Genomic DNA, 26,343 nt, shown 5'->3' with positions numbered 1-26,343 from the left:
TCTTGGATTAGTCACTTTTTTGAGTAGTTTGTATATAACGATAAATTGCTGCTATATTCCGAGCATCATCAATACCTCGATGATGTGTACCTTGTAATTCCATTCCTAAATGTTCCAAAGCTTGTGCCATACCAAACTTATCAGATACACCTAAATATTCAGAAAATTCCGTTTTAATATTTCTGTGTTCTGCACCAAAAGGATAAGGAATATGATGAAATTTACAATCTTGGATAAATTGCGATTTATCGTAATTACCCCAAGAACAAAATATATTATTAGGAAATAAATTCATCCAATCAGTTAATTTTGACATCACTTCTGGGAAATTCGGTGCTGCGTCAACTTGTTGCTGAGAAATACTAGTCAATTCTGTGCAAAAAGCTGTAAGTTGAGGATTTCTCACAGGTTTAATAAATTGTTGAAACTCATCATCAATTTCCCAAGTTTGACGATTTAGCATTACCGCACCAATTTCAATAATTTCCATTATATGACGGGGAATGCTCTTTTGATGACAACAAGTAGCTTCAAGATCAATTATTAAAAAGTAGTTATTCATAGATAATTGATAATAGGTGATAAAATACTTACTTTCATCCTGTTCATCCTTTCATCCTGGATATCCTGATTCTGACAATTCATGAAAAAGGTTTGAGCCATTTTCGTAAAATAGCAATATCTAAAGCAAAAGCAGCAAAGGCAAACCACAATATACTTTCTCCTGCTAAGATTAAAAAAGGCAAAACCGGATTATTTATATGCCAACCAACTTCTATTTGAGTTAAACCCCGCACCAAACCAAAGGCCCAAACTCCACCAGTTTTGAGATGAGAATTGGTATCTACGCGGATAATATAGCGATAGGTGACACCAAATAGAAACCCAGAAAACCCGGCGATAACACCATTTAATAATATCTGTAAATTTACTATATCAATTTTATCATAACTAACCAAGGGAAAATACTTATCCAGCCATAAAACATTAATAAAGCTAGTGCTAAGGAAAGCTAAACCTAAAGATACGCTACCAATTGCTCCCGCTTTGAGGGATTCTAACCGTTCTGCCATTAATTCCATAATTTTTCTAACTCTCCTACCAATATAGTTAATAAATCCACTGCGTTTTCCCAGTATGATGAATATTAGAGCCGTTTTGTAATTATTTGAAAAGTAGAACTATGATTTTGACACTGGGTTGGGTATCGCTGTTAGTTGTGTTTACTTGGTCTATTTCTATGGTAGTTTGGGGACGCAACGGACTATAGAGGCATCGTGGAAAGTCCATTTTTGGGTATTTTAGCCGTATTTGGTGTAGTGCTGCTAGTAGGAGTCACTGGTGGTGTTGTTTATCTAACATTAGCAGATTGGCGCGATCGCCGTCGTCTCGAAGACGAAACCCGCGAAGCCCGACGTAGCACTAGCAAGCGAAAATGATTCTCTTACAGCTTACGTATAGCTGTATTTTGCGTTAAAAAGTGTTTATGTAGGGATAACAGCTATTCGTATCCCTACATAATCTATATTTATTGTTAAAGATATCCAGGGAATAAATTCCCTGTCTAATAGCCAAAGTCGGTTAAAACCGACTAATAATAATTCTCTCTCTTCCTCTTTGCGCCTTTGCTCCTTAGCGCCTCTGCGCGAAATAAAATTAATTAAGTAAAATAGAAAAAAATATACCTGTCTATAGCCAAAAACTACAAACAAGTACAATTAAAAATAACAGTAGTTTATTAAAAAAACAAAATTATTAGTCGTTATCCCACTCTTCACGTCCGATTAAATCACCAATGCGATCGCGGAGTAAAAAATCACATTTCTCTAATTCACATTCTACACAAACCCACTCTCTAGCCGGAATAAACTGGCAAAGTGTATATATTGGCTGTTGACGGCCAACCATTCCCCTTTCCACCAGTCGGCGTGCTTCGTCCTGAATAACATTCAGAGAGTAGTAATTGTAATTGATAGAAGGCACCGTATTCACACTCATGGTTTTTTTCTCACAAAATTACATCAAAAATACATTTAGATAGCGTTCCTATTATGCACGAGGAACAAAGATGGCAATAATTAAACCTGTGTTCAGGGTTTTGTAGTTTGCTATACGGAACTATTATCATTTTGACGCTATACACCTCTAAATTATCTAAAGAAATGTTAAGTTTGTCAAGAAAGCGTGACATTCATGGTAATTGAATTTGATATTCCTAAGATAACAGCAGTTAAGTTTACTAATCAAACCTAGATATTTCTATTTTTAACATTTTTTAACATTAATTTGTATAAAAACTATTAAAGCTATACTAGATTTGCTATGAGGTTAACTGTATCAGTATATATAGGCTTATGGCGTTTGACCTCTACCCTCAGACACAGGATTTGCAACACCCGTAATTCTCTAAAAATAGGGAATTACGGTATTGCCCATTATCACCATCTAGATGGTTTTAACAAGCAACAAGTTCCAGATTTATGGATATTTTGGTCAACTTTAGCGCAATTATTCAGCCATCTCTTCTGCTCCCTCATCCATACTTGACAATGTCCGTTTTTGCTCCAGTTGATTTAACAAACTCAGCACTTTAGTACCTCGTTCTATAGAACGATCTTCCACAAAAATTACCTCTGGAGTCCGTCTTAATCTAACCCTAGAGCCAAGCTCACTGCGAACGTAACCCGTAGCTGACTTTAAACCAGCCATTGTTTCCGTCTTCGCTTCCTCAGTTCCATAGATGCTTACAAATATGGTAGCGTGTTGTAGATCACCAGAAACATCCACATCAGTAACACTGACCATTCCCATGCCCACACGGTCATCTTTAATACCGTTAAATAGCATTTGGCTAACTTCCCGTTTAATTAATTCAGCAACGCGGGAAACGCGGCGATTTGTAGCCATATAAATTCCGCCTTCTCACAGAGGTTTAATAACATGATTCTAAATGCAAATTAGAGTGGACGGTGCATAAAATTAACAGCAACAGTCCAATAAGCTCAACCCTTTTTTAGTTCTAGTTTAGATTGGATTCAATCCCAGCATAGCCCGCACGGTAAGCGTTACGAAAAAAAGACCACCGGCAAAAAAGCCTAAAATAGCAATCAGCGTCACAGGACGTTTCAAGAATGGAAACAGCGGCTCAAGGGTGTTTAGAAAAATACCCAAGACGATACTAATCAAGTACCGAGGGTAGCGAAAGACGTTATCCCAAAATCCATCAAACATTTGAATTTAGACTGCCTTATTATAAACTTTATTGATTAGTTAGTTTTTAGTTTAATCGTAAGTAGATGGTAAGTCAAATCCCTAAACAAACTTACCCACGGCCATTTTTAAAGTGGGCTGGGGGTAAGACTAGATTAATTTCGCAATATAAAGACTATTTTCCTCAGCATTATCAGACTTATTATGAACCATTTTTAGGTGGGGGAGCAGTTTTTTTCTATTTGCAACCATCCAAAGCAGTTTTAACTGATATTAATGCAGATTTGATTCTTACTTATCGGTGCGTTAGAGATGATCTTGAGGACTTAATAACTTTGCTGCAAGCACATAAACAAAGACATAATTCAGATTATTATTATGATGTGAGAAATTCTTATACTGGGACAGATTTAGAAAAAGCGGCTCGGTTTATTTATCTGAATAAAACTTGTTTTAATGGACTTTATCGGGTTAATTCTCAGGGTAAATTTAATGTCCCTGTGGGAAAATATAAAAATCCTGGTATTTGTCAAGAAGAAATTTTAAAATTAGCGTCTGAATCCCTAAAAAAAGTAGAAATCAAACAAGCTAATTTTGATGAAGTGCTAAATTATGCAACTGGTAGTAATGAATTTGTTTATTTTGATCCTCCCTATTATCCTCTAAATAAAACTAGCAATTTTACAGCTTACAGTAATTTTTGTTTTGACGAGAATCAACAAATCAAACTCAGAGATATTTTTATTAAATTAGCTAATAAAGGTGTAAAAGTTATGCTATCTAATTCAGATTGTCCATTTATTCGTGATCTTTATAGTGATTTTAATATTCACACCATATCAGCAGCGAGGTCAATTAATTCTGATGCTCAAAAGCGAGGGAAAATCACTGAAGTATTAGTAACTTCTTATAAAAAATTGTAGGTTGGGTAGAACGAAGTGAAACCCAACATTGTTAAAAACAGTGAAACCCAACATTGTTAAAAACAGTGAAACCCAACATTGTTAAAAACGGTAAAACCCAACATTGTTAAAAACAGTGAAACCCAACATTCTAAAAACAGTGAAACCCAACATTGTTAAAAACAGTGAAACCCAACATTGTTAAAACAGTGAAACCCAACATTCTAAAAACGGTAAAACCCAACATTGTTAAAAACGGTAAAACCCAAAATTCTAAAAAACGGTAAAACCCAAAATTCTAAAAAACGGTAAAACCCAAAATTCTAAAAAACGGTAAAACCCAAAATTCTAAAAAACGGTAAAACCCAAAATTCTAAAAAACAGTGAAACCCAACATTGTAAAATCTAACATTTCCATGAAAATGTTGGGTTTCCTTGCGTCAACCCAACCTACGGAATTGACTTTAATTATTTTTAGCTTCAGCATGACCGTTACGAATAGACCATGCTAATTCCAACATTTGTGTCCAGCGTTTTTGGAGTTGTTTAGGAGTACATTGAACAGCTTTAGAAATAAGTAGATCACTTTGACAGGCAGTTTTTAACTCAAAAATTTGCTGTTGCTGTGGTGTAAGTTGATGCCAAAAAATATCCCATTGCTGGGAAGATAAACCTAACTTATGTTCTAAACCAGCACCTAACCATTGATGAACTAATTGCCATTGGTGCTGTTTGGCAAACTTCTCAACGTGATATTTAAATCTTTGCTGCAAATAATCGCGTTGACGACTAGTTAAACCCAGAATTTGATCAATTTCCGGTGCAGAAAGATCCTGGAGTTTGAGAGTCAAGTAATTCATACAATCAGATTGTCCTTGAGACTCCAGATATTTCATTAATTCGGTAATCACTCGATTGCGTTCCGACTCTTCCGAAGGGTCAAAACCAGGTTTAGCAATCATTTGTGAGCGAATTTGCTGCACTGCCACATTGCGTTGATAAGATTCTGCTTCTTCCGTTTTCGCAGAATCCACAGCCATTTCAATATCTACAGTAGTTTCTTGGGGTTGACGACGGGCAAAACCTTGAGCGCGTAAAACAATTAATTGCTGATTAGCACCACCAGGTAAATTAATCCGACGTTTGGCATATTGTTCTGTAAACGCCATATATTCAGCTACTTGTAACTGAGTCCGAGGGGTGTAATTTTCAGGTAATTCAGTTTCTCGACGAAAAGCTTTAATAGCTTCGATATAAAAAGCTTGTAAAAAATCTTCAATCAGATTGTAACGAGCCTCAAACCCTAAATCTGAGCCAGCAACAGTAACGTGACGATAAACAATTGCACCCAAACTGCTGTGTAATTCTACCCGTCCTTGTTTAGAACCAAGTTGATAGTAACGTAAACACTTTTGTAAACGATGTCTTCCTAAAGTAATTTGCCAAGACTGAATTTGTCCTGAGTTTTGAATGCGAGAGCTTTTATCACATATCCGTTCTACTTCTTTGGCTATGCGGCCAACGACATCTTGTACACCTGAAGTGGCGGATTTAACTTGAGATTGCATCTCATGGGATAAAAGTTGCACCAATGTATCACTGGTGGGAATAGACAATTCTTCAAGAGAAATATAGCTATCAAAAGCAGATGTAGAATTAGGCAGATTGGCGATGTTAGCTTTCATGACTTTTCTATAAAATTGGTATTGCACCTTAACTCAAATGCAGATACGGTATTTAATGCCAGTCTCAGGAGGGAAAGTCTTTGGAGATTTATTCCTCAAAATTCACCAACTAGATTGCTGATATGTAAATACTGTAGGAAATTTCCAAAGTTAAGGGCTTGTTAATTGTGTCGGTTTGTTTTTAGCAACTAAATCAAAGATGGCATATAAGATATTCACTGTGAGGGCAAATTGCCAAATTGCCAAAAGCCTAGTCATAGTAAGATTGGCTGATAGCCTGTATGGCGTAGCCATGATTACATGACTAAGGATGACAGCACCTGGAAGGATGACAATTTCAAAATTGGCGTAAGGTGATCATATAATTAGCGCAACGGAGTCCAAAACAAGGGGTTGCACTTGTAAAGCTTTATTCTTAAACCCAAGTAGCTACGGCTTCCCAACCTAAACCTCTCCGAATAATAACTGGTTCTTCATCGGTCAAATCTAAAATGGTAGACACTTGATATGTAGGTTCTTCGGCAGTGTCAATAATGATATCTACCAATTTATCCAAATGGTCATATAAATCTACCCTTGTCAAAATTGGTTGTTTTCCGTTCTCAACTATTTCCTGGTCTTCGTCATTTGCTCTAATATGAGCCGAAGTAGAAATAATCGGGTTTCCTAATGCTTCCATTAATGCCAAACAAACCTGATGATTTGGCACTCGAATTCCTGTGGTTTTGCGTTTGGGACTTTGTACTAGTCGTGGTACGAGTTTGGTAGCAGGGAGCAAAAATGTGTAGGGTCCTGGTATTAACCGCTTCATAATCCGGTAGGCTGTATCACTTACGGAGGCATAAGTCGCCACATTGGAGAGTGAGGGACATAAAAATGTCAGTGGTTTATCATTTGCTAACTGTTTGATTTGCCGCACTCTTTCCACCGCCGACTTGGAATTCAAATCACAACCAATTGCGTAAACTGTATCTGTAGGGTAGAGCATGATAGCGCCACCTAATAGCGCTAACTTTATTTCCTCTATTCGGCGGCTTTGAGGATTATCAGGATGAATGGTGAATATTTTGGCCATAATGATTATTGGTAATGGGTAATGGGTAATGGGTAATGGGTAATGGGTAATGGGTAATTGGTAATTGGTAATTGGTAATAGTTTTACCACTGACAACTGTACGGGCGAAGCATTTGGAGAACTATTTTTGGCAATGACCGATAATTTATCTTCCAAATGCTTCGCCCCTACTAACAATTGACAACTAACTGTACGGGCGAAGCATTTGGAGAACTATTTTTGGCAATGACTGATAATTTATCTTCCAAATGCTTCGCCCCTACTGACAACTGACAACTAACAAATAAATTTATGAATAAAATCGCTTATCTTCAATGCCCAACAGGGATTTCTGGTGATATGTGCTTGGGGGCTTTAGTCAGTCTCGGTGTGCCTGTGGAGTATTTGGTGGAAAAACTCAATGGCTTGGGAATTGAGGCAGAATACCGATTACGGGCGGAATTGGTTCACCGTCAAGGTCAACAAGCGACTAAGGTTGATGTGGATTTGGTTTCTCATCACCACCATCATCATTCTCATAATGAACATGATCACCACCACACCCGTCATTTGCCAGAAATAGAGGAGATGATTCTCAAGGGGAATTTGCCAGTGCGGGCGGAAGCTTGGAGTTTAGCTGTTTTCCGACAGTTAGCAGTGGCAGAGGGGGCTGTTCATGGCATCGCACCGGAAAAAGTTCATTTTCATGAAGTGGGAGCTGTGGATGCCATTGTGGATATTGTTGGTACTTGCTTAGGGTTGGATTGGTTGGGTATTGATAGCGATCGCTCAGGGTTGCCTTTGCTATACTGTTCTGCATTTCCAACGGGAGGTGGTACTGTTAATGCGGCACATGGAAGAATGGCTGTACCAGTACCAGCGGTGTTAAAGTTGTGGGAAATGCGGGGTTGTCCAGTTTATAACAATGGTATTGACAGAGAATTGGTAACACCAACGGGGGCGGCGATCGCTACTACCTTAGTACAAGACTTCGGTTCACCACCACCAATGACTATCAAACAGATAGGATTAGGGGCGGGTTCTCTAGATTTACCCATTTCTAATATACTACGGCTCTGGTACGGTGAAAATGAATCTTTACAGACTGATAACTCTGATTTAGGGGAATATTCTCCAAATCTAGAAACTATTACTGTCCTCGAAACTCAAATAGATGATTTAAATCCGCAAGTATTCGGTTATGTGTTTGAGGCTTTATTTGCTGCGGGTGCGGTGGATGTTTTTACTCAACCCATAGGGATGAAAAAGTCACGAACTGGAATTTTATTAACTGTGATTTGTCATCCTGAAAATTTAGCTAGTTGTGAGGATGTGTTGTTTCGAGAAACTAGCACTTTGGGGATTCGTCGTACTACTCAAAAACGGTCATTTTTACAAAGGGAAATGCAAAAGGTGGAAACTATTTATGGGACAATATCTGTAAAAGTTGCCTGGACAGGAAAAGCTACAAAAAAGGTGATTACTAATGTGCAGCCAGAATATGAAGATTGTGCAGAATTAGCAAGACAAAATAATATTCCTTGGCGAGAAATTCATCGGTTAGCGTTAGAAAGTTGGCACAATTAACAAGATCCCCGACTTCTTGAAGAAGTCGGGGATCTGAATATTTCTGAATATTTCAATAAATCTAAAATGAAGAAAATTATTCGGTGGTTGATTTTAGGTGGTACGCTATTTTTTTTGTTGAAAGCGTTAAAAGATAATTGGTTGGGAGTTAGTGCTATTCGGATTAGTGCAAATGGATGGTTAATATTAGTAGCTGCTACATTTATAACTTTACTGGCACATATTTGGGCGGGTTGGATTTGGACTTGGGTACTAAAAGAGTTGAATCAATCTGTATCTGCTATTGAATTTATTCAAGTTTATTTAAAAACGAATATTGCTAAATATTTACCTGGGAATGTTTGGCATTATTACGGGCGAATTATGGCGGCTAAAAATGTTAATATTCCTACTAATATTGCTACTTTAAGTGTTTTATTAGAACCATTATTAATGTTAGCAGCAGCTTTAATTATTATTGTTTTATTTGGTAGTGAACTTGTTGTTAATAATCTGAAATTTAATTTAATTATTCTGCAATTTCTGAGTTTAATAATTGTCTTGGGTATACTTCATCCTCGATTTTTAAATCCAGCTATTAAACTTTTAGATAAGTGGAAAAATAAGAAGTCTAATGGAGAAAATCAATTAATTAATAGTTTTATAATTAAACGTTACCCGGTGAAACCATTATTAGGAGAATTAGTTTTTTTAGGGTTGAGGTGTGCTGGATTTATTTTAACTATGTTGGCGTTAACTTCTGTAAATTGGGCGCAAATACCCTTATTAGTGGGGGTTTTTAGTTGTGCTTGGGTATTGGGGCTAGTTGTTCCTGGTGCGCCTGGTGGTTTAGGAGTATTTGAAACCACAGCGATGTTACTGTTACAATATCATTTTCCGGCGGCTTTGGTGATTAGTGCGATCGCTCTTTATCGTCTCATTAGTATCTTAGCAGAAACCACCGGAGCAGCCCTAGCTTGGCTATTTGAAAGGATTTAATCAATTTTATATCTATGCTCATTTAGGAGTCACCGAGATTTGATGTTATAATTTTGGTGAAATAAAATCGGGCAAATACTAGAAGGACAATTAGAAAGGCAATGAGGGAATGAGTGAAGATATCAGGCTTGATATAAAAGTTCCCTGACAAACAAATAAGCAAAGCAAAATTTGTTCAGCCAGAGAAGTTTATAGTAAGTGAGGCTTTATATTTAAGTGAGTCAAAATAGCTATTTTGCAAGAGTTAAATATTCCTAAATAGAGAGAAATTATACTAATGCTGTTGCTATAACCATCACTGCTTGAGCAGGAGTTAGACGTGCTGAACCGTTGGCAGCTAAGAATCCAGCGAGGGCGGTAGCAGCAGCAGCAGCATCACCACCACTAACAGTAGCGGATTCTTCCAAAGAGAGTTCAGTAAACAGTTCCTTATGTTCGAGATTATTAATTTTTGACATAATTGTGTTCTTCTTAATTAGGCACATCTAATCAGAAAACCAAGTAATTATTCACTCCCCTACTCTCTGAAAAGTTTCCGAAAAACTTATGAAAAAATTAATTGAGGGGTAGGGAAGTGAACAGTTAAGGAGGAAATTGTCTATGGTTTTACTAAGTCTAAGAAATGCGCCCATCTCAATTTAAAGTAGAGAGTATCCGGTTGAATGTCTGGGAACATGGGGCGCATTATTCACCTCATTTGATGGAATAAATGAACGGAAGCTTATAGAGAAATTATGCCAATGTTGTTATTGATGCTAGAACACCTTGAGCAGGGGTTAGCGGTAGACCACCTCTCGCTGTCAAGAACACGGCGACCGCATTAGCTCCTTGAATAGCACCAGCACCACCATTCATCTCAGCAGATTCTTCATTAGACAATTCGCTAAATAATTCCTGGTTTTCGATAACTTGCATGACGTTTTTTCCTTAATTAACAGAATGAAGATAAAGATTGAAGTGGCACTTTTCTCAAGCAGAAAGGTACACACATTGCTCGCACAGTTCACGAAAAAAGTTAAATTTCACAGTTAAAAAGACGCTCAAGAATTTGAGAACTAGGAAACAATTTCCACGAGGATAGCTTCACTAGCCGGTGTAGTTTAGAGCCAAAGTAAAATATTCACTAATGGTCAAACTTCCTTGCCTCTTTGTGAACTTGATGGTGAACTGTCCTTACTTTCTATAACGAACACCCAAAACAAAATATTCCGAAGTTGGCAAGAAAATTTGGAAGCCTTGCTGAATAGGTATTGAGCAAGCGCAACTAATGGTATTTAGGTTTTTATCAATCAAGAACTGCTATATTTTTTTCTGTTGCATAATTATAAATTTTATATTTTTCCTCTATCTAGAGTAATAAAAAAAGCTAAATTCTATCTCTACTGTTTAGACGATGTTGGATAGATTGGCATTGAGACTTAAATAGGAAGAATCGAAATAAAAATATGCGGTGATATCAAATCCGGGTAATTGCAATCATCGAATATTTTATGATTACCAAGCTGTGAACCGTCTATGCAGTTAGTGTGAGACATGGAATGTAAGTAAGAAAATATAGAGAAAAAAGATTTGGTTTCAAGCCCATAAATTTATATGGTATTAATCAACATTCTCTACATTTCCTTATGTGAGAAAAAAGTATAAATGCTGAATTTATATATTTGTTGGTGAAAGCGTTATTCAAGCAAGTTGAATTTACGCTCCAATTTTCACAAAAATAATCCTGTTATTCAGCAATTTGCACATTGGAAAGACTATTTGTTGCCTAGTTAATAGCCTATTTATCAAGGACATATTGTATGTTATCAGCGCAGGAATCATGGTCTTATTCTTCAGAGACTTGGCTTGACTCAAACTATCGCCAGAGATTAAAAAAAATTGCTAACAAATACACTAGGGGTACAGGCATATCTTGGGAAGATGCGGTTCAAAATGCCCATTTGAAAATATTTCAGGGTCTGCAATCTGGAAAGTTTAGAGAAGGAGGATTAGAAGAATTTTATCGCTGGGCTGCTACAGTAGCCCGCTGTGCGATTATTGATTTTGTCCGTCAAGAAAATCTGCGAAAATGCCAAAGTTTAGATTGCAATATCCCTGGAACAGATATAGCCCTGTTAGATACAATTACTGATGAATTTAATATTTTGGAAGCAACAGAAAGGGCAGATTTAATTCTTAAAGCGATAGAGAAAATTTATCAACTAGATCAACAATATCCACGCCAAAACTATCTGAAATTATGGCAAGGTAAAATTGATGGAAAAACACAGACTCAACTAGCTGGAGAATTGAGAGTTAGTCAGAGTGAAATATCCAAACGATGGCAGGAACTTTTAGGACGGATTGCTGATTCTTTAGGACTAATTAAAGTTGAAGATTTCAAGGGCAAACTGCAAGAAAATCGCCAGCAAAAGAGAGAATACAATCGTTCAACAAAGCAGTGGTAAGTGAATAAAATACTCAAATTGATTGAAATGAGAGTAAATCCTGATATTTAGAAGCGTCCGAACGTTACATAATATATGGGATTGGATGCGACTACACCCAGAATCCCGGCTCATTGTTAATTTTTGTCGGGAAACTAAATATATGCGTGTAAACTTGAGTAAACCCACATTTTTAAACAGGCAAGCGTCTAATATGCCAATCCCACAACCTGGAGAAATTTGGGAAGTGAGTCGCTTAGTAAGAAGTCCTCTAAAATTCTCAAGTCAAGAACAAGAGACTTTTTACTCTTCCTCAGCACAAAGTTTTTTGGCAGGCAACTCACCACCGCGCTATGTAATGATTGTCAAAGAACCTGAAGCAATTCTAGATACAAATGAGGAGTGGCTAATTTTTTCTGTCATGTTGCTATCAGGAGAAACAGATTTTCTCAGTGATGTAGATTTGCTAATTCCTGCGAAAATATCTGGACTAGAACGAGATTTATTAGCTGAAACATGGCACATTATCCCAGCGTTAGCTTGTAACTTGCTACAGCTAGTTGGTAACAGACTATCGCGCCAGATTTATGACTGTCTCCTGACCGTTAGAGACTATCATTATGGGTTAGGTGAAGAACCATCAGTAATATCAGAAATCCAGGAATTAGGTTTAATAAATAGTAGCTTATCTTTTGCAAATAGCTTAAAGATTCAAGATTTTCACAAAGCAGAACAAGCCTGGAGTGATGTCTTGACAATACCAGTAGCAGCTTGCCAAACTTACTTGAAAAGTATAAACTTCACCAATGCAGTATTAAATGAAGCATTGCAACTAGAACAAGACCTGCAAATTGATAGAACCTGGACTAAGTTCGATGTCAATAAAAAGCCTCAAATTGATTAATTTGAGGCCATGATACCAAAGCTTTTGTCAAAGTTTTTGAGAAATTTCAATATTTTCAATAGATTCACTTTCTAATTACACAAGGAATTAAGCGAATTATTAACTTGATTAACGAACAGTTCCCCTAAAACTGCCGCTAAATTAAGCAACGGTGAAAAAATTTCTCCTTAATCTCATTCCTCCGTGTCCTCTGTGCCTCTGTGGTTCGATAAATTAACCTTAAACCACAGACGCACAGAGTAAAAAAAGATATTAATCTCCAGTAATAGAAAGTTCACTCACCCAAACTCTCGGTGCAACTCCTGCTGGTGTTAACTCAACTTCTTTTTCTACATAAACAATTGATTTCAAAAGTTCTAAGAAATCACCAGCTACAGTTGCCGACTCAATACTGGTTTTTTCACCCTTATTAATTAACCAACCATCAAAAGGTAAAGAAAAAGAACCTTGTAAAGCCTTAACACCCGCATGAAGAGCTTGTAAATCATCAATTAAAATCACATTTTCCGCAGTTTCCAAACTCAATTCTTTCTCTGGAGTTCCTGCTGCAAAAACGTGATAAAAATTGGGACTGACACTCACTTTTGCGCCAATACTAGCATTACCTGTAGGTTGAGCATTTAACCGTTTTGCAGTTCCCGCGCTATGCAAAAAGCTAGTTAAAATGCCCTTTTCTATTAACTTAATTTGCCGGGTGGGAGTACCTTCACCATCAAAACTTTCAGCCCCAATATTAGCGGGGTGTAAAGCATCATCATAAACTGAAAGTAAAGGTGAAGCCAGTTCTTTCCCGATATCATCAGTTTTTGATAAACTTTGATTATCCAGAATACTTTGGGCGTTAAATAAATTGGAAAAAGCCCCCAACAAACTTAAAAAAGCTTCAGGAGAGAAAACTACTTGATATTTACCAGTTTTGATTTTTTCATAATGCAAATGACTGATAGTTTTATCAGCAGTTTCCTGAATACAACCAGCAATATCTAAATCGGCTACACTTTCCTTAACTCGATAAGCACCAGCACTGCGGGGTTTTTTATTTTCCTCTTCAGTTTTGCTGTACAAATAAATAGAAGCTAAAGAATGAGATTCAGTTCTCACAGCACCATCACTATTGAGATAAAATCTGTCAATATCTCTTTGTGCTAAACCATTATAAGGCACACTTGTAATCGCAGGATGTTTTGCCATTAATTCTTTTTCTGCTACTAATAGTTTTTCTATGAGTTCAGAAACAGGTGCTTGTAGGGCTTTCTTTTGATGTGTATTAGGAATAGGAATAGTTGCTTCTGGACTAAAATCAGGAACGTTTTCTTTAACTCCAAAAAAGCTCGCTTCGTAAGCAGTTTTTAAAGCCAATTCTAATCCTTGAGGATCTACATCTGTGGTGCTGGTAACACCCATTGTATTTTCTTCATTCCAAACTCGAACTGTTACTCCAGAACGATTGGAAGCTTTGACTTGTTTGGGTTCACCTTGGTCAACTTGAACGCTAGTATCATCTACAGTTGAACCGTAAATATCGAATTTTTTAATGCCAAGTTTGGCGGCATTTTCTTGGGCGGAGGTTGCGATTTCTTGAATGTTAGACATGATTACATTTTAAGATGAAAGTTTCGCGCAAAGGTACAAAGGAGCAAAGGCGCAAAGGAAGAAAAGAATTAATGATGAGAACAGATAATCTGGATGGTTTATCTGTTTTTCATCTGATGATTTTTATCTGCCACCAACGGTAATAGAGTCAACCTTAATGTGGGGTTGTCCAACTGTGGTATAAATGCTGCCGCTGACTGAGCCACAAAAGCCGGGAGCTAGTTCTAAATCTTGGGAACATAGGGAAATTTTATTCATGATTTCCTTGGCTTCTCCGATGAGGGTAGCACCTTTTAATGGTTTGGTAATTTTGCCATTTTCTATTAAGTAAGCTTCATCAACGCTAAAGTTAAATTGACCTGTTGCGCCCACACTTCCGCCACCCATTTTCTTACAGTAAATACCTTTATCAACGGAGGCAAATAGGTCTTCTGTTGTGTGTTCTCCACAATCAATATAGGTATTTCGCATCCGACTAGCGGCAGCAAAAGTGTAATTTTGCCGGCGGCCACTGCCTGTTCTGGGGTGTCCAGTCCGCACTGAACCGGTTCTATCAGCGAGGAAGTTTTTGAGGATGCCTTTTTCAATTAATAATGTTCTTTGGGCGGGCATTCCTTCGTCGTCCATATCAATTGTCCCGAAGGCATTATCGGCGCGGCCTTCGTCCCAAGCTGTTAAGCTTTCGTGGGCAATTTTTTCACCTTTTTTGTCGGCAAATGGTGTGGTTTTGCGTTCAATTTGGGTGGTTTCTAAAAGGTGTCCACAAGCTTCATGGAAAATTACACCGCCAAAGTGATTGGCCATGATAATGGGGTAAGTTCCTGATTCTACGTAATCTGCGTAAAGCATTTTACCAGCAGATTCGGCGATTTGTTCGGAGGCTTGTTGATAATCCCAGGTTCTCAGGAAGTTAGCGTCACTGGTGTTACCAGCCCTGTCAGCAATGGAGGAACGGTTAGCACCGTCAGCACAAAGGAGATTAAAACCAACGGACTGGGTGAGGCGGATATCACGAGCAAATGTACCGTCACTGGCAGCAACTAATACTTCTTGCCAATCACGGAAGTAGGAAGCGCGGCGGGATTGGACGTGGGTAGCTTTTTTATTAAGTTGGGCTGTACCATCAAGGAGGACTTCTCCCATTTCGCTGATAGAACTACATAAGGGTAGCCAACCATCTTTACCGCGTTTGCTGGCGTAGTCTCTGAGTAGTTCTAGGTTGATTTCGGGAATGAAGGCACTCGGTCCGGGTAGTTGTAAGCCTAAGATGGAAAGAGCTTTTTCTAAAGCAGCTTTTAAACCGGCAAATGTGAGGTTATTGGTGCTAACGTAGCAGTCAGCTTTGCCACGAAATACTCGCACTCCTGCACCGGTAGCTAAACTGGGGGAAATGCTGGTAATGGTATCTTCTTCGGCTAAACAACTGATGTAGTTGCGACGTTCTAAGAAGTATTCCACAAAATCAGCACCGGCAGCGCGTCCTAGTCCCAAAAGGGTTGCCAGGGGGGCTTCCCAAGTGTCATCGAAGCGTTCTGTGGTGGATGAATATTGTAAACTGGGAAGTTGATTTGAGAGAAGTAGGGTGTTTGTAAGCATGAAGTGCCTCGTCTGCTGGCGTTATCTACAGATGTGACTGAAAAAAATCCTGGTGTGTTCAGTCTAACAAATCTATGAAAGTCGTTGTTGGCAGTTAGGCTGTAGGGTTTTCCGCCATTTGCAGATAAATTTAGTTAATACTCTCATTATTTTCCGCGACTACTGCGGCGTGTCGGTGGGTGAGGCTGTGGTGGTTCTTGAGATTTTAAACCATTATCGTCTGTCAAAAATTCTACATGAAAACCTTTTTCGTGATAGTAATACCAACCCAAGACTACAATACTCGCATCTCCCATAGAAGTTTTTTCTACAGCTTGATTAGGAAATTTTTCGGCTAAATTTTTTAATCCTTCTGCTTCCCATAATACAATTTGTTCACGAAAAGCAGCCCAAGGACTTTTTTCGTCGGCCGCATAAATCATAATTTTGGCAAATTCTTCTGATGTTATTCTTTTACTATCTGAATTTGTAGTTTTAGCTTGGGCAATATGATTACCTGTTTCTATAACTGTGGCTAATGGAAGTACCAAGGTTGTTCCTTTTGCAATTTCTGTGAGAATTTTCTCATTAACAAGTTCAAAATCCCATTTATTATTACCAGCAGTTTCTTTCCCTGGAACTTTTAACCAAACGCACAATAAAGATGTATCTATTAATAAAACTTTTCTCATATTTTCAATTACTCCCCATGAGAAAGGCTGCGTTCAATTGCACCTTTAGTTGTCATTTGTCCCAAGGAATAAGATGCAAACAATTTGGGGAAGTTGTCAATATCTTCTAAAAGAGTAAGTTTACTTTCTCCTGTTTCTGAATCTCGATGTGCGACAACTACAAAGGGAACTATTTCCGAACCAAAAGCATCAAGTAAAGCTGGGTTATGGGTTGTGAGTAAAATATCAATATTGCGTTTAGTGCCAATTTCTTTTAAGATTTTCACCAGTAAGGCTGCACGGGAAGGATGTAACCCATTATCTATTTCTTCTATGACAATTTGACTACCTTCAGGACGAGTTAATAATGCTGTGAGAATGGCTAGAAAGCGTAATGTTCCATCTGACATACTTCTAGCATCAATTTCTGTTATTTCTCCTGGTTTCCATTCTTCTTGACAATAAAGCATAGCATCTGTACCAAATCTACCAACTTTTTCCGCCCATACTTTTTTAATATCACCTTCTGGTAAATCTTTGATATAATCAGATAGAGTATTTTCAACTTCTGCTTTTTTGTCATCTGATAATGCTGCTAAAACTCCGGCAATATTTGAGCCATCACTTGCAATATATTCAGACAAATCTGAATAGTCTCTCATTTTACTAGGGATAGGGTTAAAAACAAAAATATTTTCCAACACAGAAGTTAATAAATTAAGGTTATTTTCACCTTCATTAGATACTTCAAATCTACTTGTAAAATGCAATAAGGATTGGTGGGGATTTATGCTTATATTTATTCCTCCAATTCCACCTCGTTTGATACGCATCCTAATTATGAATGGTAATTCTTTATCTTTTGATTTTATATCATGCTCTTGTTTATTTTTTTTACTAATCAAGTCTATTCTTGAATGCTCATTATTATTTTTTTTAGTTATATATTCCTCTGAAATCTTAACAGATGGTTGAGTTTCGATGGTGAGATTATAAAGATAATCAGTTTGATCATCATCACCTGAAACCAAAGCTTTTATTTTAAACTCATTTTCACCTTTTCTTGTTGCCCATTCTACACCACCACGAATAGAAGGAAGGGTTTTATCTCCTGCTAAAGCTACTTTAATATCTTCCCCTATGACTATTCTTTGCAAAAATTCCAAAGCTTCGACCACATTAGACTTACCACTTGCATTAGTGCCAATAAGCACAGTTAAAGGATCAAGTGGAAGTTCAGCATAGCGGAAACTTTTCCAATTTTCGAGGATGAGTTTTTTCAGCATAGTCCAAACTATATATTTTATCTTTAAGACTAAGACTATAATATCTTTTATCCAACTATCAACACCCTCATTCCTCTCAATTATTATCTTTGACAGAGGGTGGATAATCGCCGACTTATATGAGATTATGGCTCGAAATTGCGAAAATTTCTTAAAGAATTGGCTTAAAACCAATTTTTCTTCAACAGTTTGTTACTGACAATGACCACAAACATCAACATACCAAACTGAATTTGCCAAGGTGATAACACTAAACTTACAATAAAAATGACGGCTGTGAACACACCTGCAATATTGGTGATTTCATCATCATTTCTTTGGAAGAGATAGCCAGTCATTACACCTGTAACTAATGTTATTAAGAAAAATAAAGGCATTTTCACTAATCTCCAAACTACGAGCTACTGTTTAATACCAGTAGATTTTAACCTTCTTCAAGAACGTTATTAACATTATACTTAAGTAAGACAAAATGGCAACAAATTTATTCTCAAGTGATGAAATTAGCTATTTTAAAATGATGCCATTATTTGCTAAATTAAGTTAACACTATCTATTCGTGCTGGAATCAATTTAACACTTTTAATCTCAATATCCAATGTTGAACATTTCCCAACTCCTCGCAACTGAACTAAAACTTAAACCCCACCAAGTACAAAATGCGCTAGAACTCTTAGCAGAAGGGGCAACAATTCCCTTTATTGCGCGTTACCGTAAAGAACGCACTGATGAAATGGATGAAGTGCAATTACGGGATTTACAAGATAGGCATAATTACTTAACGGAGTTAGAAGAAAGAAAGAAAGTAATTGTGAATGCGATCGCTCAACAAGATAAACTTACTCCAGAACTACAAGCAAAAATAGCATCCTGTCTCCAAAAAACCGAACTGGAAGATTTATATTTACCCTATCGTCCTAAACGTCGGACACGCGCTACCATTGCCAGAGAAAAAGGGCTAGAAGCACTGGCTACATTTATTAAATCCCTAAATGTTAAAAATGGTATTTCCGCATCTTTAGAGGCAGAATCAGCAAAGTATATTTCGGAAACCTTGGGAGTAAAAAGCGCAGATGAAGCTTTAAAAGGTGCGTCTGATATTTTAGCTGAAGAAGTAGCAGAAAAAGCAGAATCACGCGCATATATCCGCGATTATCTGTTAGAAAATGGGGTGTTTATTTCTCGGATTAAAGACGAACATCCTCAAGGGACAACTAAATTTGAAATGTACCGAAATTATCAGATTAGAGTCAAAAATATTGCCCCTCATAATCTGTTGGCCTTATGTCGAGGAGAAGATGAAAAAATTCTCAGTTTTGAAGTTGCTTATGATGAAGATTTTGTGCTGGGTTATTTAGAATCTCAAGAAATAAAAACTCAAGTTCGCAATATTCGAGATTTTTATCAAGTCATGTTAAAAGATAGTTTTAACCGCTTGATGAAAACTTCCTTAATTAGCGAAGTAACAAACGAGAAAAAAACCTTTGCTGACATAGAATCAATCAAAACTTTTGAAACCAATTTACGAGAATTGCTATTATCCGCACCAGCAGGAATGAAACCAACAATGGCTATAGATCCAGGTTTTAGAACCGGGTGTAAAGTCGCTATATTAGATGAAACTGGGCAATTTTTAGAATATCAAGCTGTCTTTCCCCACCAAGCAGCAGAACAACGCCAAAAAGCCGCCCAAACTATTAAGAAACTAATTGAAAAATACCAAGTTCAATTAATTGCTATTGGTAACGGTACAGCGTCACGGGAAACAGAAGAATTTGTGGCCGAAATATTACCAAATATAGCCCATAAACCAGTTAAAGTTATGGTAAATGAATCTGGTGCATCTATATATTCTGCCAGCGACGTAGCTAGAGAAGAATTTCCCGATTTAGATATTACCGTGCGGGGTGCAATTAGTATTGGGAGAAGATTACAAGATCCTTTAGCAGAACTAGTTAAAATAGATCCTAAATCAATTGGTGTCGGACAATATCAACATGACGTTGATCAAAAATTACTGAAAAAGAAATTAGATGAAACCGTCGAAAGTTGCGTTAATTATGTGGGTGTAGACTTAAATACTGCTTCCAAAGAACTGCTGACATTTGTTTCGGGAATTACCCCCACCATAGCTAATAATATTATTGCCTATCGTAACCAAAATGGCGCATTTAAAAATCGTCGTCAACTTTTGAAAGTAGCGAAATTAGGACCAAAAGCCTTTGAACAAGCAGCAGGGTTTTTAAGAATTCGTGGTGGTGAAAACCCCTTAGATAATACCGCAGTTCATCCAGAAAGTTACTCTTTGGTACAATCTATCGCGGCTGATTTAGGAGTATCCTTAAATCAAGTGACACAAGTTGCAGAAAACCTCAAAAAAGCCAACATCAAAAAATACGTTACCGAAACCATTGGAGAACCAACCCTGCGCGACATTCTCAGCGAATTAGAAAAACCAGGCAGAGATCCTCGTGCGGAATTTAAATATGCTACCTTTAAAGAAGGAATCAAAGAAATTAAAGATCTAACCGTCGGAATGCAACTAGAAGGAATCATTACCAACGTTGCTAACTTCGGTGCTTTCGTTGATATTGGAGTTCATCAAGATGGCTTAGTGCATATTTCCCAACTTGCTGATAAATTTGTAGATGATCCCAAAAAAATCGTCAAAGTTGGACAAGTCGTTAAAGTACAAGTTTTAGAAATCAACGAAAAACTCAAACGCATAAGCTTATCAATGAAAGGAATCAAACAATAATAACGTAAGTTGCTAATTAGGTAAATTGTCAGAAGTGGCTAACTCCAAACTACGCGAACAGTATATCCAGGATTAAAGGATGAACAGGATGAAAACCAGAGATTTTATCACCAATCACCAAATTTTCACCTGTCCTTGTGGAACAACTAGAGGAAGTTAGTAATTCTTCCCGCACAGTCCCCCAAACTGAGGCGGCACTTCTGAGCAGAAAATTTGCTGAACTTATGGAAGGCTTGGAAGAAAACCACAAACAACTTAAATCTACAACTGAATTACTAGACGACATTAGTAATCGGTGGGGTTAAAGTACATGACCCTGAAAGATGATATTGAACAATTTCGGAGGCATTTGAATCGTTGTTTAGAAACAACGGAATATTTTTATCGCCTCTGTAATGAAATTCAAGATTGCCCAGAAGATGAGTTATCTTATTTCTTTCGACAACTTCAAAATTTATGTGAAGAACTAGAAGGACAATTAAGCCATACAGGTGATTGTTTGATGGACATTAATCGTCAATGGGGAAATGCTACTATACAGCATTATCACTCACGTACTGGGAATATTACTAACATATCTAGCAATACTTCCAGTGTAAACTCAAATTCTGTACCCGTATCTTCTGGAGCGAAGTTTAATTTTCCTGCTGTCAATTCTATTTATGAAACACAGTTAGATCCAGACTTTGGAACACTGCTGAAAACATTAATGTCAGCACAAGACAAGTTTCAAATATTTAAGACACGCAGTATTGCTCAAGGCATCAAGATTGCTAAAGGCAAAATTGGCGAAAGTCTTTGTCATGCTTTTTTACCTGAAATTATAGATAGTTGTTGGTTTTTAGAAGGACAAACAGGTTTACCAGTAGAAACTACTACGGAAGAACTGGCCTATCAGACAGCAAAAGAATTTTTAGCAAAAAATCCATCTACTAAATATGCTATTGCTAGTCGTCTCTTTAGTGGTGGAGATCCTTATTCAGTAGACTCCGTTCTTATGGTTATCAGCCGTAAGGATATAGAAAATTGGGAGCAGTTAAAACGTAGTAGTGCAACCTATTTGGTGTTTGAATGCAAAACAGATAGTTCTCAACTTTCTAAATCTCAAAGTTTATCTTCTTATGTTGAAAAGCAAGCCAAATATATGGAAAAAATAAACTAGGTTTAGAAGATCGTCATCAATTAGGTAAGGATTTGTTGCAAGCAAGTAGTGAAGGAAGAGTTATTTATACAGCTTGGCATTTAGATACGCCATCAGGTAAAATTAAAGCTAGAAGAATTTTGTAAGATGGTGTAGCAAATAGAAGGCTAGATTTCAGTTTTAACAATAGTGCCTATTCTCAATTAAATTTACAGAGAATATAAATAATTATAGCGGTTATCGTTCGGATGCAATACAAGTTTTTTGGTTATACAATAATTTCTTAGAGAAGGCGGGGATCTTACTGAAAATTTGTTATTTAATCTAACCTCAGATAGATAAGAATTATACCCAAGAAAAGATGTCAAACATGAATCTATCTTTGAAAATAGTAATCAGCACAGATATTGCTGTTACTGAGGTAAAAAATGCTGTCATATTTTTTCATCGCACTCGCTACAGCTTTGAGTTTGCTGATTGTTGATTTAGTTGTTCCTGGTGTAGATATTGCTAATTTCCCCGCAGCTTTAATTGCTGCGGTTGTGATTGGTTTAATTAATAGTGGAGTTAAACCAACTATTAATATCTTGTCTTTACCTTTGACATATCTGACATTGGGGGGTTTTTCCCTCATTGTTAACGGAATTTGCTTTTGGTTAGCATCAGTTTTAGTTCCAGGTTTTCAAGTTCAAGGATTAATCGCTTTTATTCTCGGTCCTGTAGTTCTTTCTTTAGCTAATACCTTTCTCAGTAAATACTTCGCAGAAAAAGGTTTTGAATTACAAGATAATCAATAGGTAAACCCAATTTAAAAACTAGGAAATATCCATGAACTTATTACGGATACTTATCGGGTTATTTTTACCCCCCTTGGGAGTTTTTCTCACAGTTGGATTTGGTCCAACTTTGTTAATTAACATTTTGCTGACTTTGCTTGGTTGGCTTCCTGGTAGCATTCATGCAGTTTGGGTAATTGTCAAGCATGAAGAAAATATGAATAGAGAGGAAGGTACTTATTAAGTATGTAACAATAACAAGATCCCCGACTTCTTAGAGAAGTCGGGGATCTAAAGTATAGTTAGTCTTTAAGCACGAATATCTTTATCTTTGAATAAATCAGCCGTTGCTAAAAGTAACTCGCGTAAAGTTTGTTTTAATTGACGTTCTTTCTTTGCTATAACTGCACCTGCGTCTGTCAATTTTTTTTCTAGAACTGAGTAACTTTCTTTTACTTGTGCTGTGATAGATTCGGCTTTGGGATGGGATTTATCACACCATTGTTTTGCTTCATTTAAATAATCCTGTACCTCTTGATCACTTCCACTATAACGTGCAGATAAATTTGCTCTGACAATTGCTGATTGTGCTTGTAATTGTGCATAGCGTTTCTTTAATAATCCGATTTCTTCACTATCTTTGATCGAATCAATGGCTGAATCAATGGCAATTTTTGTATCTGCTGATTTATCTTGACTCGTTTCGACTATCTTGGTTAAAATTCCTTCAATTTCTGCTTGTAGTTCTTCTTCTTCCCGATCTAATTGAGCTTGTAGCTGCTTAATTTCGGTTTGGGTTTTGACAATATCTGAGTGTTTTTTCAGACTTATAGCTTCCATAGCGCCTTCAATTGAAGCTACAACTCCTTCTTTAAATTCACTACCTTTTTCTTGCAAATTATCAACGACGGTAGAAACAGCATCATTAACTAAATTACGCAATTCATGAGAACCTTCTTGAAATTCAGAACCTACTTGAGAAACAGCAGATTTCACAATTTCCCGAATCCGTTCAGATTTTAATTGTCCTGTTTCTTGAGCTTGGCGTAAATCTAATTGAATTTGTTCTTTAACGTTTTTATTCATGGTCATATTAAATGCAAATCTCATACAACACTTACATTCAGTATGGCGAAATATTTTTACTATTAACACCATCTAAAGATATAAAATCATATCTATCTCCAGGTAGTTTAAAGTACATTAATCACAATATCCCTGAATTTTTGATTTTTTTAGTTAAATGTTGCCAATTTATGAAATAATCAATATTGACCAATAACCAGATTCTAATTATGTGGCGGGTAAATATCACTTGTGATGGTGAAGCTTGGAAAGTGTACGGTGTTGAATTTAAGAAAATGGTAGGAAATTACCAAGCTGAATTGATTGGTTCTAAAAAAATGCCAGATGGAAAACGCATCATGTCTTATAAAATTGAAGATGTTAGCGAAGCAGAATCTTTTCAAGAAGAATGTACAAAATTTGTCGGCTTCATCTCTGATTTTGAAGCTTTATGAAAAAGGTAATAATATTGATATTATGCACATTTTGCCTGTGGACTATCAATTTTACCTTACCTGCTAATGCTTTAGATACAGGAAATGGTGCGGGTGCGGAAATTTTTAGTTTCCACTGTGCTGGTTGTCATATTCATGGAGAAAACATTATTAGACGGGGTAAAAACCTCAAAAAGAATGCCCTTAAAAAATATGGGATGGATTCTTTAGCAGCGATTACAACCATTGTTACTAATGGTAAAAATAATATGTCAGCTTATAAAGAAAGATTGACGACTGAGGAAATTCAACAAGTTGCAGCTTATGTTTTGGAACAAGCAGAAAAAGACTGGAAATAACAAGATAAAAAATATGATGTTACCTCAAGAAAGCTATTTACAATTTACTCCCGACTTGAAAATTTGCCGGATTTTAAATGGAATGTGGCAAGTTTCGGGAGGACATGGACGCATTAACCCCACAACTGCTATTGAGTCCATGTTTGAATATGTAGATGCTGGTTTTACAACCTGGGATTTAGCAGATCATTATGGACCAGCAGAAGATTTTATTGGTGAGTTTCGTCGTCAACTCATAGCAACTCGTGGAGAAGAAGCTGCAAATAATATTCAAGCTTTTACAAAATGGGTTCCTCGTGCGGGGAAGATGACAAAAAAACTGGTCGAGGACAATATTGATATTTCTTTGAGAAGAATGGATGTTAAATCATTAGATTTAATGCAGTTCCATTGGTGGGAATATGGAGATTCTAATTATTTAGATGCTCTCAAATATATGGCAGAATTGCAAGATGAGGGTAAGATCAAACATTTAGCTTTAACTAATTTTGATACGGAACATTTGCAAATTATCACCGAAGCAGGAATCAAGATTGTTTCTAATCAAGTCCAGTTTTCCTTAGTTGACAGAAGACCACAAGTAAATATGGTTAAATTCTGTCAAGATCATAATATCAAAATATTTGCCTATGGTAGTGTTTGCGGTGGTTTATTATCAGAAAAATATTTGAGTAACCCAGAACCAAAAAGCTCAGAAATCAACACCACTAGCTTGAGAAAATACAAACAAATGATTGCTAATTGGGGTGGTTGGAGATTATTTCAAGAGTTACTATATACTCTGAAACAAATCGCTGATAAACATCAAGTTAGTATTGCTAATGTGGCTGTAAATTACATTTTAAATCAGCCAGCAGTCGGGGGTGTAATTGTCGGTGCTAGATTAGGAATTGTGGAACATTTGTCAGATAATGCTAAGGTGTTTGGTTTTAATTTAGATGCTGAGGATATAGGGAAAATAGATGCAGTTTCTCAACAGTCACGGGACTTGTATCAGTTAATTGGTGATTGTGGGGATGAATATAGGAGGTAGTTTTAGGGTGGGTTAATTACAGCTTAACCCACCATTTTTACAATGATTTTTATTGAAGTTTCGCGCAAAGACGCAAAGAAGCAAAGACGCAAAGGAAGAAATAGTTAAGGAAATGTAGGTTGGGTTGAGCGACAGCGAAACCCAACATTACCAAGGATTTCGTTGGGTTTCGTTTCGAGGCCTAACCGAGCAGTATTGGATCGGTATTGTACTATATCATTGGGGTCAATTTTAGCGATCGCCTAGCCTAAATTTTGCTGAATTTTCATGAATTTTATCTGATAATAAAACTAGCCTCTTGAAGCAAAATCTATGGAAACCCTCACCTTAAACATACCTCCCGCAGTAAATTTAACAGATGAGCAGTTTTATCAACTTTGCATTGCCAACGAACCTTGGCAATTAGAACTTACCCAAACCGGAGAATTAATTATTATGCCCCCCACAGGTGGAGAAAGCGGAATTAGGAACTCAGATATTAATATAGAACTGGGTGTATGGAATCGTCAAACTAAATTAGGTAAAGTATTTGATTCTTCTACAGAGTTTAAATTACCCAGTGGTGCTTATCGCTGTCCTGATGCAGCTTGGGTAAAACTAGCACGTTGGGAGGCTTTAAGTAAAGAAGAAAAAAAACGTTTCCCCCCCCTTTGTCCTGATTTTGTGATTGAATTGCGATCAGAAACGGATAGTTTAGAAAAATTACGCACTAAAATGCGAGAATATCAAAATAATGGGGCGCTTTTAGGTTGGTTAATTGATCCACAAACACCCTCGGTAGAAATTTATCGTTACGGAAAAGATGTAGAAGTTTTAAACTTTGATTTTGACAACCCACCAAAACTTTCTGGTGAAGATATTTTACCTGGCTTTATACTCGATTTACAGATAATTTTAAATCCATAG

General features: G+C 36.9%; 31 protein-coding genes. 16 read left to right on the top strand and 15 right to left on the bottom strand.

From position 1 onward, the window contains the following. Nucleotides 1-7: 7 nt before the first annotated feature. Entirely contained in the window at nucleotides 8-562 is a 555-nt protein-coding gene (locus BMF77_RS07535) for a 3'-5' exonuclease (protein ID WP_148761834.1), read from the bottom strand. Nucleotides 563-641: 79 nt separating this feature from the next. Continuing rightward, nucleotides 642-1,082, bottom strand: coding sequence for a hypothetical protein (locus tag BMF77_RS07530; RefSeq protein WP_148761832.1), 441 nt, complete (start codon nucleotides 1,080-1,082; stop codon nucleotides 642-644). 101 nt (nucleotides 1,083-1,183) lie between these two features. Between BMF77_RS07530 and petN the strand changes: the two genes are divergently transcribed. Next, nucleotides 1,184-1,270, top strand: a complete 87-nt coding sequence (gene petN / locus BMF77_RS07525; RefSeq protein ID WP_013189847.1) for a cytochrome b6-f complex subunit PetN — start codon at nucleotides 1,184-1,186, stop codon at nucleotides 1,268-1,270. A gap of 7 nt (nucleotides 1,271-1,277) precedes the next feature. Next, nucleotides 1,278-1,439: a hypothetical protein gene (locus BMF77_RS26590; RefSeq protein WP_015079329.1), complete on the top strand. Its 162-nt coding sequence runs from the start codon at nucleotides 1,278-1,280 to the stop codon at nucleotides 1,437-1,439. A gap of 316 nt (nucleotides 1,440-1,755) precedes the next feature. Here the strand turns inward: BMF77_RS26590 and BMF77_RS07520 are convergent, their stop codons facing one another. The 3 genes from BMF77_RS07520 to BMF77_RS07510 form a co-directional block, all read right to left on the bottom strand. Beyond that, nucleotides 1,756-1,998, bottom strand: a complete 243-nt coding sequence (locus BMF77_RS07520; RefSeq protein ID WP_015079328.1) for a DUF4327 family protein — start codon at nucleotides 1,996-1,998, stop codon at nucleotides 1,756-1,758. A gap of 510 nt (nucleotides 1,999-2,508) precedes the next feature. Further along, entirely contained in the window at nucleotides 2,509-2,907 is a 399-nt protein-coding gene (gene rbfA / locus BMF77_RS07515) for a 30S ribosome-binding factor RbfA (protein WP_148761830.1), read from the bottom strand. Between the two features lie 117 nt (nucleotides 2,908-3,024). Beyond that, the gene (locus BMF77_RS07510) at nucleotides 3,025-3,231 is read right to left on the bottom strand and encodes a DUF751 family protein (RefSeq protein ID WP_015079326.1); all 207 of its coding nucleotides are present in this window, start codon (nucleotides 3,229-3,231) and stop codon (nucleotides 3,025-3,027) included. 65 nt (nucleotides 3,232-3,296) lie between these two features. On the opposite strand from BMF77_RS07510, the gene BMF77_RS07505 reads away from it, so the two are divergent. After that, nucleotides 3,297-4,133, top strand: a complete 837-nt coding sequence (locus tag BMF77_RS07505; RefSeq protein ID WP_148761828.1) for a DNA adenine methylase — start codon at nucleotides 3,297-3,299, stop codon at nucleotides 4,131-4,133. 443 nt (nucleotides 4,134-4,576) lie between these two features. Here the strand turns inward: BMF77_RS07505 and BMF77_RS07500 are convergent, their stop codons facing one another. Continuing rightward, nucleotides 4,577-5,797, bottom strand: coding sequence for a HetZ-related protein (locus BMF77_RS07500; RefSeq protein ID WP_015079324.1), 1,221 nt, complete (start codon nucleotides 5,795-5,797; stop codon nucleotides 4,577-4,579). Between the two features lie 415 nt (nucleotides 5,798-6,212). Then, nucleotides 6,213-6,872: an L-threonylcarbamoyladenylate synthase gene (locus BMF77_RS07495; RefSeq protein ID WP_041458287.1), complete on the bottom strand. Its 660-nt coding sequence runs from the start codon at nucleotides 6,870-6,872 to the stop codon at nucleotides 6,213-6,215. Between the two features lie 291 nt (nucleotides 6,873-7,163). Here BMF77_RS07495 and larC point away from each other — a divergent pair, with 291 nt between their 5' ends. Both larC and BMF77_RS07480 read left to right on the top strand, forming a co-directional pair. Continuing rightward, the gene (gene larC, locus BMF77_RS07485) at nucleotides 7,164-8,438 is read left to right on the top strand and encodes a nickel pincer cofactor biosynthesis protein LarC (protein WP_148761826.1); all 1,275 of its coding nucleotides are present in this window, start codon (nucleotides 7,164-7,166) and stop codon (nucleotides 8,436-8,438) included. A gap of 66 nt (nucleotides 8,439-8,504) precedes the next feature. Then, nucleotides 8,505-9,416, top strand: coding sequence for a lysylphosphatidylglycerol synthase domain-containing protein (locus tag BMF77_RS07480; protein WP_148761824.1), 912 nt, complete (start codon nucleotides 8,505-8,507; stop codon nucleotides 9,414-9,416). A 269-nt stretch (nucleotides 9,417-9,685) separates the two neighbouring features. Here BMF77_RS07480 and BMF77_RS07475 read toward each other — a convergent pair whose 3' ends face one another. Beyond that, nucleotides 9,686-9,874: a hypothetical protein gene (locus BMF77_RS07475; RefSeq protein WP_039201479.1), complete on the bottom strand. Its 189-nt coding sequence runs from the start codon at nucleotides 9,872-9,874 to the stop codon at nucleotides 9,686-9,688. Nucleotides 9,875-10,148: 274 nt separating this feature from the next. Next, on the bottom strand, nucleotides 10,149-10,331 hold the full coding sequence (locus BMF77_RS07470; protein ID WP_148761822.1) for a hypothetical protein: 183 nt from the start codon (nucleotides 10,329-10,331) through the stop codon (nucleotides 10,149-10,151). A gap of 884 nt (nucleotides 10,332-11,215) precedes the next feature. On the opposite strand from BMF77_RS07470, the gene BMF77_RS07465 reads away from it, so the two are divergent. Both BMF77_RS07465 and BMF77_RS07460 read left to right on the top strand, forming a co-directional pair. Beyond that, a complete protein-coding gene (locus BMF77_RS07465; RefSeq protein ID WP_148761820.1) occupies nucleotides 11,216-11,863 on the top strand; it encodes a sigma-70 family RNA polymerase sigma factor in 648 nt (215 codons plus the stop codon). 193 nt (nucleotides 11,864-12,056) lie between these two features. Next, a complete protein-coding gene (locus BMF77_RS07460) occupies nucleotides 12,057-12,746 on the top strand; it encodes a hypothetical protein (RefSeq protein ID WP_246863082.1) in 690 nt (229 codons plus the stop codon). A 252-nt stretch (nucleotides 12,747-12,998) separates the two neighbouring features. Here the strand turns inward: BMF77_RS07460 and BMF77_RS07455 are convergent, their stop codons facing one another. The 5 genes from BMF77_RS07455 to BMF77_RS07435 all read right to left on the bottom strand — a co-directional run bounded on the left by BMF77_RS07455 (nucleotide 12,999) and on the right by BMF77_RS07435 (nucleotide 18,248). Next, entirely contained in the window at nucleotides 12,999-14,339 is a 1,341-nt protein-coding gene (locus BMF77_RS07455) for a TldD/PmbA family protein (protein ID WP_148761815.1), read from the bottom strand. Nucleotides 14,340-14,462: 123 nt separating this feature from the next. After that, nucleotides 14,463-15,935 (bottom strand): TldD/PmbA family protein, encoded by a 1,473-nt coding sequence (locus tag BMF77_RS07450; RefSeq protein WP_148761813.1) that lies wholly within the window; start codon nucleotides 15,933-15,935, stop codon nucleotides 14,463-14,465. A gap of 146 nt (nucleotides 15,936-16,081) precedes the next feature. After that, a complete protein-coding gene (locus BMF77_RS07445) occupies nucleotides 16,082-16,606 on the bottom strand; it encodes a hypothetical protein (protein WP_148761811.1) in 525 nt (174 codons plus the stop codon). An 8-nt stretch (nucleotides 16,607-16,614) separates the two neighbouring features. Further along, nucleotides 16,615-17,871, bottom strand: coding sequence for an AAA family ATPase (locus BMF77_RS07440; protein ID WP_148761809.1), 1,257 nt, complete (start codon nucleotides 17,869-17,871; stop codon nucleotides 16,615-16,617). A 164-nt stretch (nucleotides 17,872-18,035) separates the two neighbouring features. Beyond that, the gene (locus BMF77_RS07435) at nucleotides 18,036-18,248 is read right to left on the bottom strand and encodes a hypothetical protein (RefSeq protein WP_148761807.1); all 213 of its coding nucleotides are present in this window, start codon (nucleotides 18,246-18,248) and stop codon (nucleotides 18,036-18,038) included. A gap of 221 nt (nucleotides 18,249-18,469) precedes the next feature. Between BMF77_RS07435 and BMF77_RS07430 the strand changes: the two genes are divergently transcribed. From BMF77_RS07430 to BMF77_RS07415, 5 genes are all read left to right on the top strand, one after another. Continuing rightward, nucleotides 18,470-20,629: a Tex family protein gene (locus BMF77_RS07430; protein WP_148761805.1), complete on the top strand. Its 2,160-nt coding sequence runs from the start codon at nucleotides 18,470-18,472 to the stop codon at nucleotides 20,627-20,629. 137 nt (nucleotides 20,630-20,766) lie between these two features. After that, nucleotides 20,767-20,934, top strand: a complete 168-nt coding sequence (locus BMF77_RS26585) for a hypothetical protein (RefSeq protein WP_168204413.1) — start codon at nucleotides 20,767-20,769, stop codon at nucleotides 20,932-20,934. A 5-nt stretch (nucleotides 20,935-20,939) separates the two neighbouring features. Then, entirely contained in the window at nucleotides 20,940-21,791 is an 852-nt protein-coding gene (locus tag BMF77_RS07425) for a hypothetical protein (protein WP_148761803.1), read from the top strand. Between the two features lie 407 nt (nucleotides 21,792-22,198). Next, nucleotides 22,199-22,567, top strand: a complete 369-nt coding sequence (locus BMF77_RS07420; RefSeq protein ID WP_148761801.1) for a phage holin family protein — start codon at nucleotides 22,199-22,201, stop codon at nucleotides 22,565-22,567. A gap of 31 nt (nucleotides 22,568-22,598) precedes the next feature. Then, complete coding sequence (locus BMF77_RS07415) at nucleotides 22,599-22,790, top strand: YqaE/Pmp3 family membrane protein (protein ID WP_015078806.1); 192 nt, start codon at nucleotides 22,599-22,601, stop codon at nucleotides 22,788-22,790. 65 nt (nucleotides 22,791-22,855) lie between these two features. Here the strand turns inward: BMF77_RS07415 and BMF77_RS07410 are convergent, their stop codons facing one another. After that, nucleotides 22,856-23,632: a histidine kinase gene (locus BMF77_RS07410; RefSeq protein ID WP_148761799.1), complete on the bottom strand. Its 777-nt coding sequence runs from the start codon at nucleotides 23,630-23,632 to the stop codon at nucleotides 22,856-22,858. Between the two features lie 209 nt (nucleotides 23,633-23,841). Between BMF77_RS07410 and BMF77_RS07405 the strand changes: the two genes are divergently transcribed. From BMF77_RS07405 to BMF77_RS07390, 4 genes are all read left to right on the top strand, one after another. Then, complete coding sequence (locus BMF77_RS07405) at nucleotides 23,842-24,066, top strand: hypothetical protein (RefSeq protein WP_148761797.1); 225 nt, start codon at nucleotides 23,842-23,844, stop codon at nucleotides 24,064-24,066. After that, entirely contained in the window at nucleotides 24,063-24,404 is a 342-nt protein-coding gene (gene petJ, locus BMF77_RS07400) for a cytochrome c6 PetJ (RefSeq protein WP_148761795.1), read from the top strand. The genes BMF77_RS07405 and petJ overlap by 4 nt, the downstream gene beginning before the upstream one ends. 13 nt (nucleotides 24,405-24,417) lie before the next feature. Further along, on the top strand, nucleotides 24,418-25,437 hold the full coding sequence (locus tag BMF77_RS07395) for an aldo/keto reductase (protein WP_148761793.1): 1,020 nt from the start codon (nucleotides 24,418-24,420) through the stop codon (nucleotides 25,435-25,437). A gap of 312 nt (nucleotides 25,438-25,749) precedes the next feature. Continuing rightward, the gene (locus BMF77_RS07390) at nucleotides 25,750-26,343 is read left to right on the top strand and encodes a Uma2 family endonuclease (protein WP_148761791.1); all 594 of its coding nucleotides are present in this window, start codon (nucleotides 25,750-25,752) and stop codon (nucleotides 26,341-26,343) included.

The organism is Dolichospermum sp. UHCC 0315A (assembly GCF_008121535.1).
Taxonomy (GTDB): Bacteria; Cyanobacteriota; Cyanobacteriia; order Cyanobacteriales; family Nostocaceae; genus Dolichospermum; species Dolichospermum lemmermannii.
This window is presented reverse-complemented; position numbering and strand designations above follow the sequence as displayed.

Bases quoted from the DNA above. Each gene is read 5' to 3' on its own strand.
- BMF77_RS07465 (WP_148761820.1), top strand. From the start codon at position 11,216: ATGTTATCAGCGCAGGAATCATGGTCTTATTCTTCAGAGACTTGGCTT.
- BMF77_RS07440 (WP_148761809.1), bottom strand. From the start codon at position 17,871: ATGCTGAAAAAACTCATCCTCGAAAATTGGAAAAGTTTCCGCTATGCT.
- BMF77_RS07450 (WP_148761813.1), bottom strand. From the start codon at position 15,935: ATGCTTACAAACACCCTACTTCTCTCAAATCAACTTCCCAGTTTACAA.
- BMF77_RS07480 (WP_148761824.1), top strand. From the start codon at position 8,505: ATGAAGAAAATTATTCGGTGGTTGATTTTAGGTGGTACGCTATTTTTT.
- BMF77_RS07475 (WP_039201479.1), bottom strand. From the start codon at position 9,874: ATGTCAAAAATTAATAATCTCGAACATAAGGAACTGTTTACTGAACTC.
- BMF77_RS07495 (WP_041458287.1), bottom strand. From the start codon at position 6,872: ATGGCCAAAATATTCACCATTCATCCTGATAATCCTCAAAGCCGCCGA.
- larC (WP_148761826.1), top strand. From the start codon at position 7,164: ATGAATAAAATCGCTTATCTTCAATGCCCAACAGGGATTTCTGGTGAT.
- BMF77_RS07535 (WP_148761834.1), bottom strand. From the start codon at position 562: ATGAATAACTACTTTTTAATAATTGATCTTGAAGCTACTTGTTGTCAT.
- BMF77_RS07435 (WP_148761807.1), bottom strand. From the start codon at position 18,248: ATGCCTTTATTTTTCTTAATAACATTAGTTACAGGTGTAATGACTGGC.
- BMF77_RS07430 (WP_148761805.1), top strand. From the start codon at position 18,470: ATGTTGAACATTTCCCAACTCCTCGCAACTGAACTAAAACTTAAACCC.
- petN (WP_013189847.1), top strand. From the start codon at position 1,184: ATGATTTTGACACTGGGTTGGGTATCGCTGTTAGTTGTGTTTACTTGG.
- BMF77_RS07520 (WP_015079328.1), bottom strand. From the start codon at position 1,998: ATGAGTGTGAATACGGTGCCTTCTATCAATTACAATTACTACTCTCTG.
- BMF77_RS07460 (WP_246863082.1), top strand. From the start codon at position 12,057: ATGCCAATCCCACAACCTGGAGAAATTTGGGAAGTGAGTCGCTTAGTA.
- BMF77_RS07410 (WP_148761799.1), bottom strand. From the start codon at position 23,632: ATGAATAAAAACGTTAAAGAACAAATTCAATTAGATTTACGCCAAGCT.
- BMF77_RS07395 (WP_148761793.1), top strand. From the start codon at position 24,418: ATGATGTTACCTCAAGAAAGCTATTTACAATTTACTCCCGACTTGAAA.
- BMF77_RS07425 (WP_148761803.1), top strand. From the start codon at position 20,940: ATGACCCTGAAAGATGATATTGAACAATTTCGGAGGCATTTGAATCGT.
- BMF77_RS07500 (WP_015079324.1), bottom strand. From the start codon at position 5,797: ATGAAAGCTAACATCGCCAATCTGCCTAATTCTACATCTGCTTTTGAT.
- petJ (WP_148761795.1), top strand. From the start codon at position 24,063: ATGAAAAAGGTAATAATATTGATATTATGCACATTTTGCCTGTGGACT.
- BMF77_RS07470 (WP_148761822.1), bottom strand. From the start codon at position 10,331: ATGCAAGTTATCGAAAACCAGGAATTATTTAGCGAATTGTCTAATGAA.
- BMF77_RS07445 (WP_148761811.1), bottom strand. From the start codon at position 16,606: ATGAGAAAAGTTTTATTAATAGATACATCTTTATTGTGCGTTTGGTTA.
- BMF77_RS07405 (WP_148761797.1), top strand. From the start codon at position 23,842: ATGTGGCGGGTAAATATCACTTGTGATGGTGAAGCTTGGAAAGTGTAC.
- BMF77_RS07530 (WP_148761832.1), bottom strand. From the start codon at position 1,082: ATGGAATTAATGGCAGAACGGTTAGAATCCCTCAAAGCGGGAGCAATT.
- BMF77_RS07415 (WP_015078806.1), top strand. From the start codon at position 22,599: ATGAACTTATTACGGATACTTATCGGGTTATTTTTACCCCCCTTGGGA.
- BMF77_RS07510 (WP_015079326.1), bottom strand. From the start codon at position 3,231: ATGTTTGATGGATTTTGGGATAACGTCTTTCGCTACCCTCGGTACTTG.
- BMF77_RS07505 (WP_148761828.1), top strand. From the start codon at position 3,297: ATGGTAAGTCAAATCCCTAAACAAACTTACCCACGGCCATTTTTAAAG.
- BMF77_RS07390 (WP_148761791.1), top strand. From the start codon at position 25,750: ATGGAAACCCTCACCTTAAACATACCTCCCGCAGTAAATTTAACAGAT.
- BMF77_RS07420 (WP_148761801.1), top strand. From the start codon at position 22,199: ATGCTGTCATATTTTTTCATCGCACTCGCTACAGCTTTGAGTTTGCTG.
- BMF77_RS07455 (WP_148761815.1), bottom strand. From the start codon at position 14,339: ATGTCTAACATTCAAGAAATCGCAACCTCCGCCCAAGAAAATGCCGCC.
- rbfA (WP_148761830.1), bottom strand. From the start codon at position 2,907: ATGGCTACAAATCGCCGCGTTTCCCGCGTTGCTGAATTAATTAAACGG.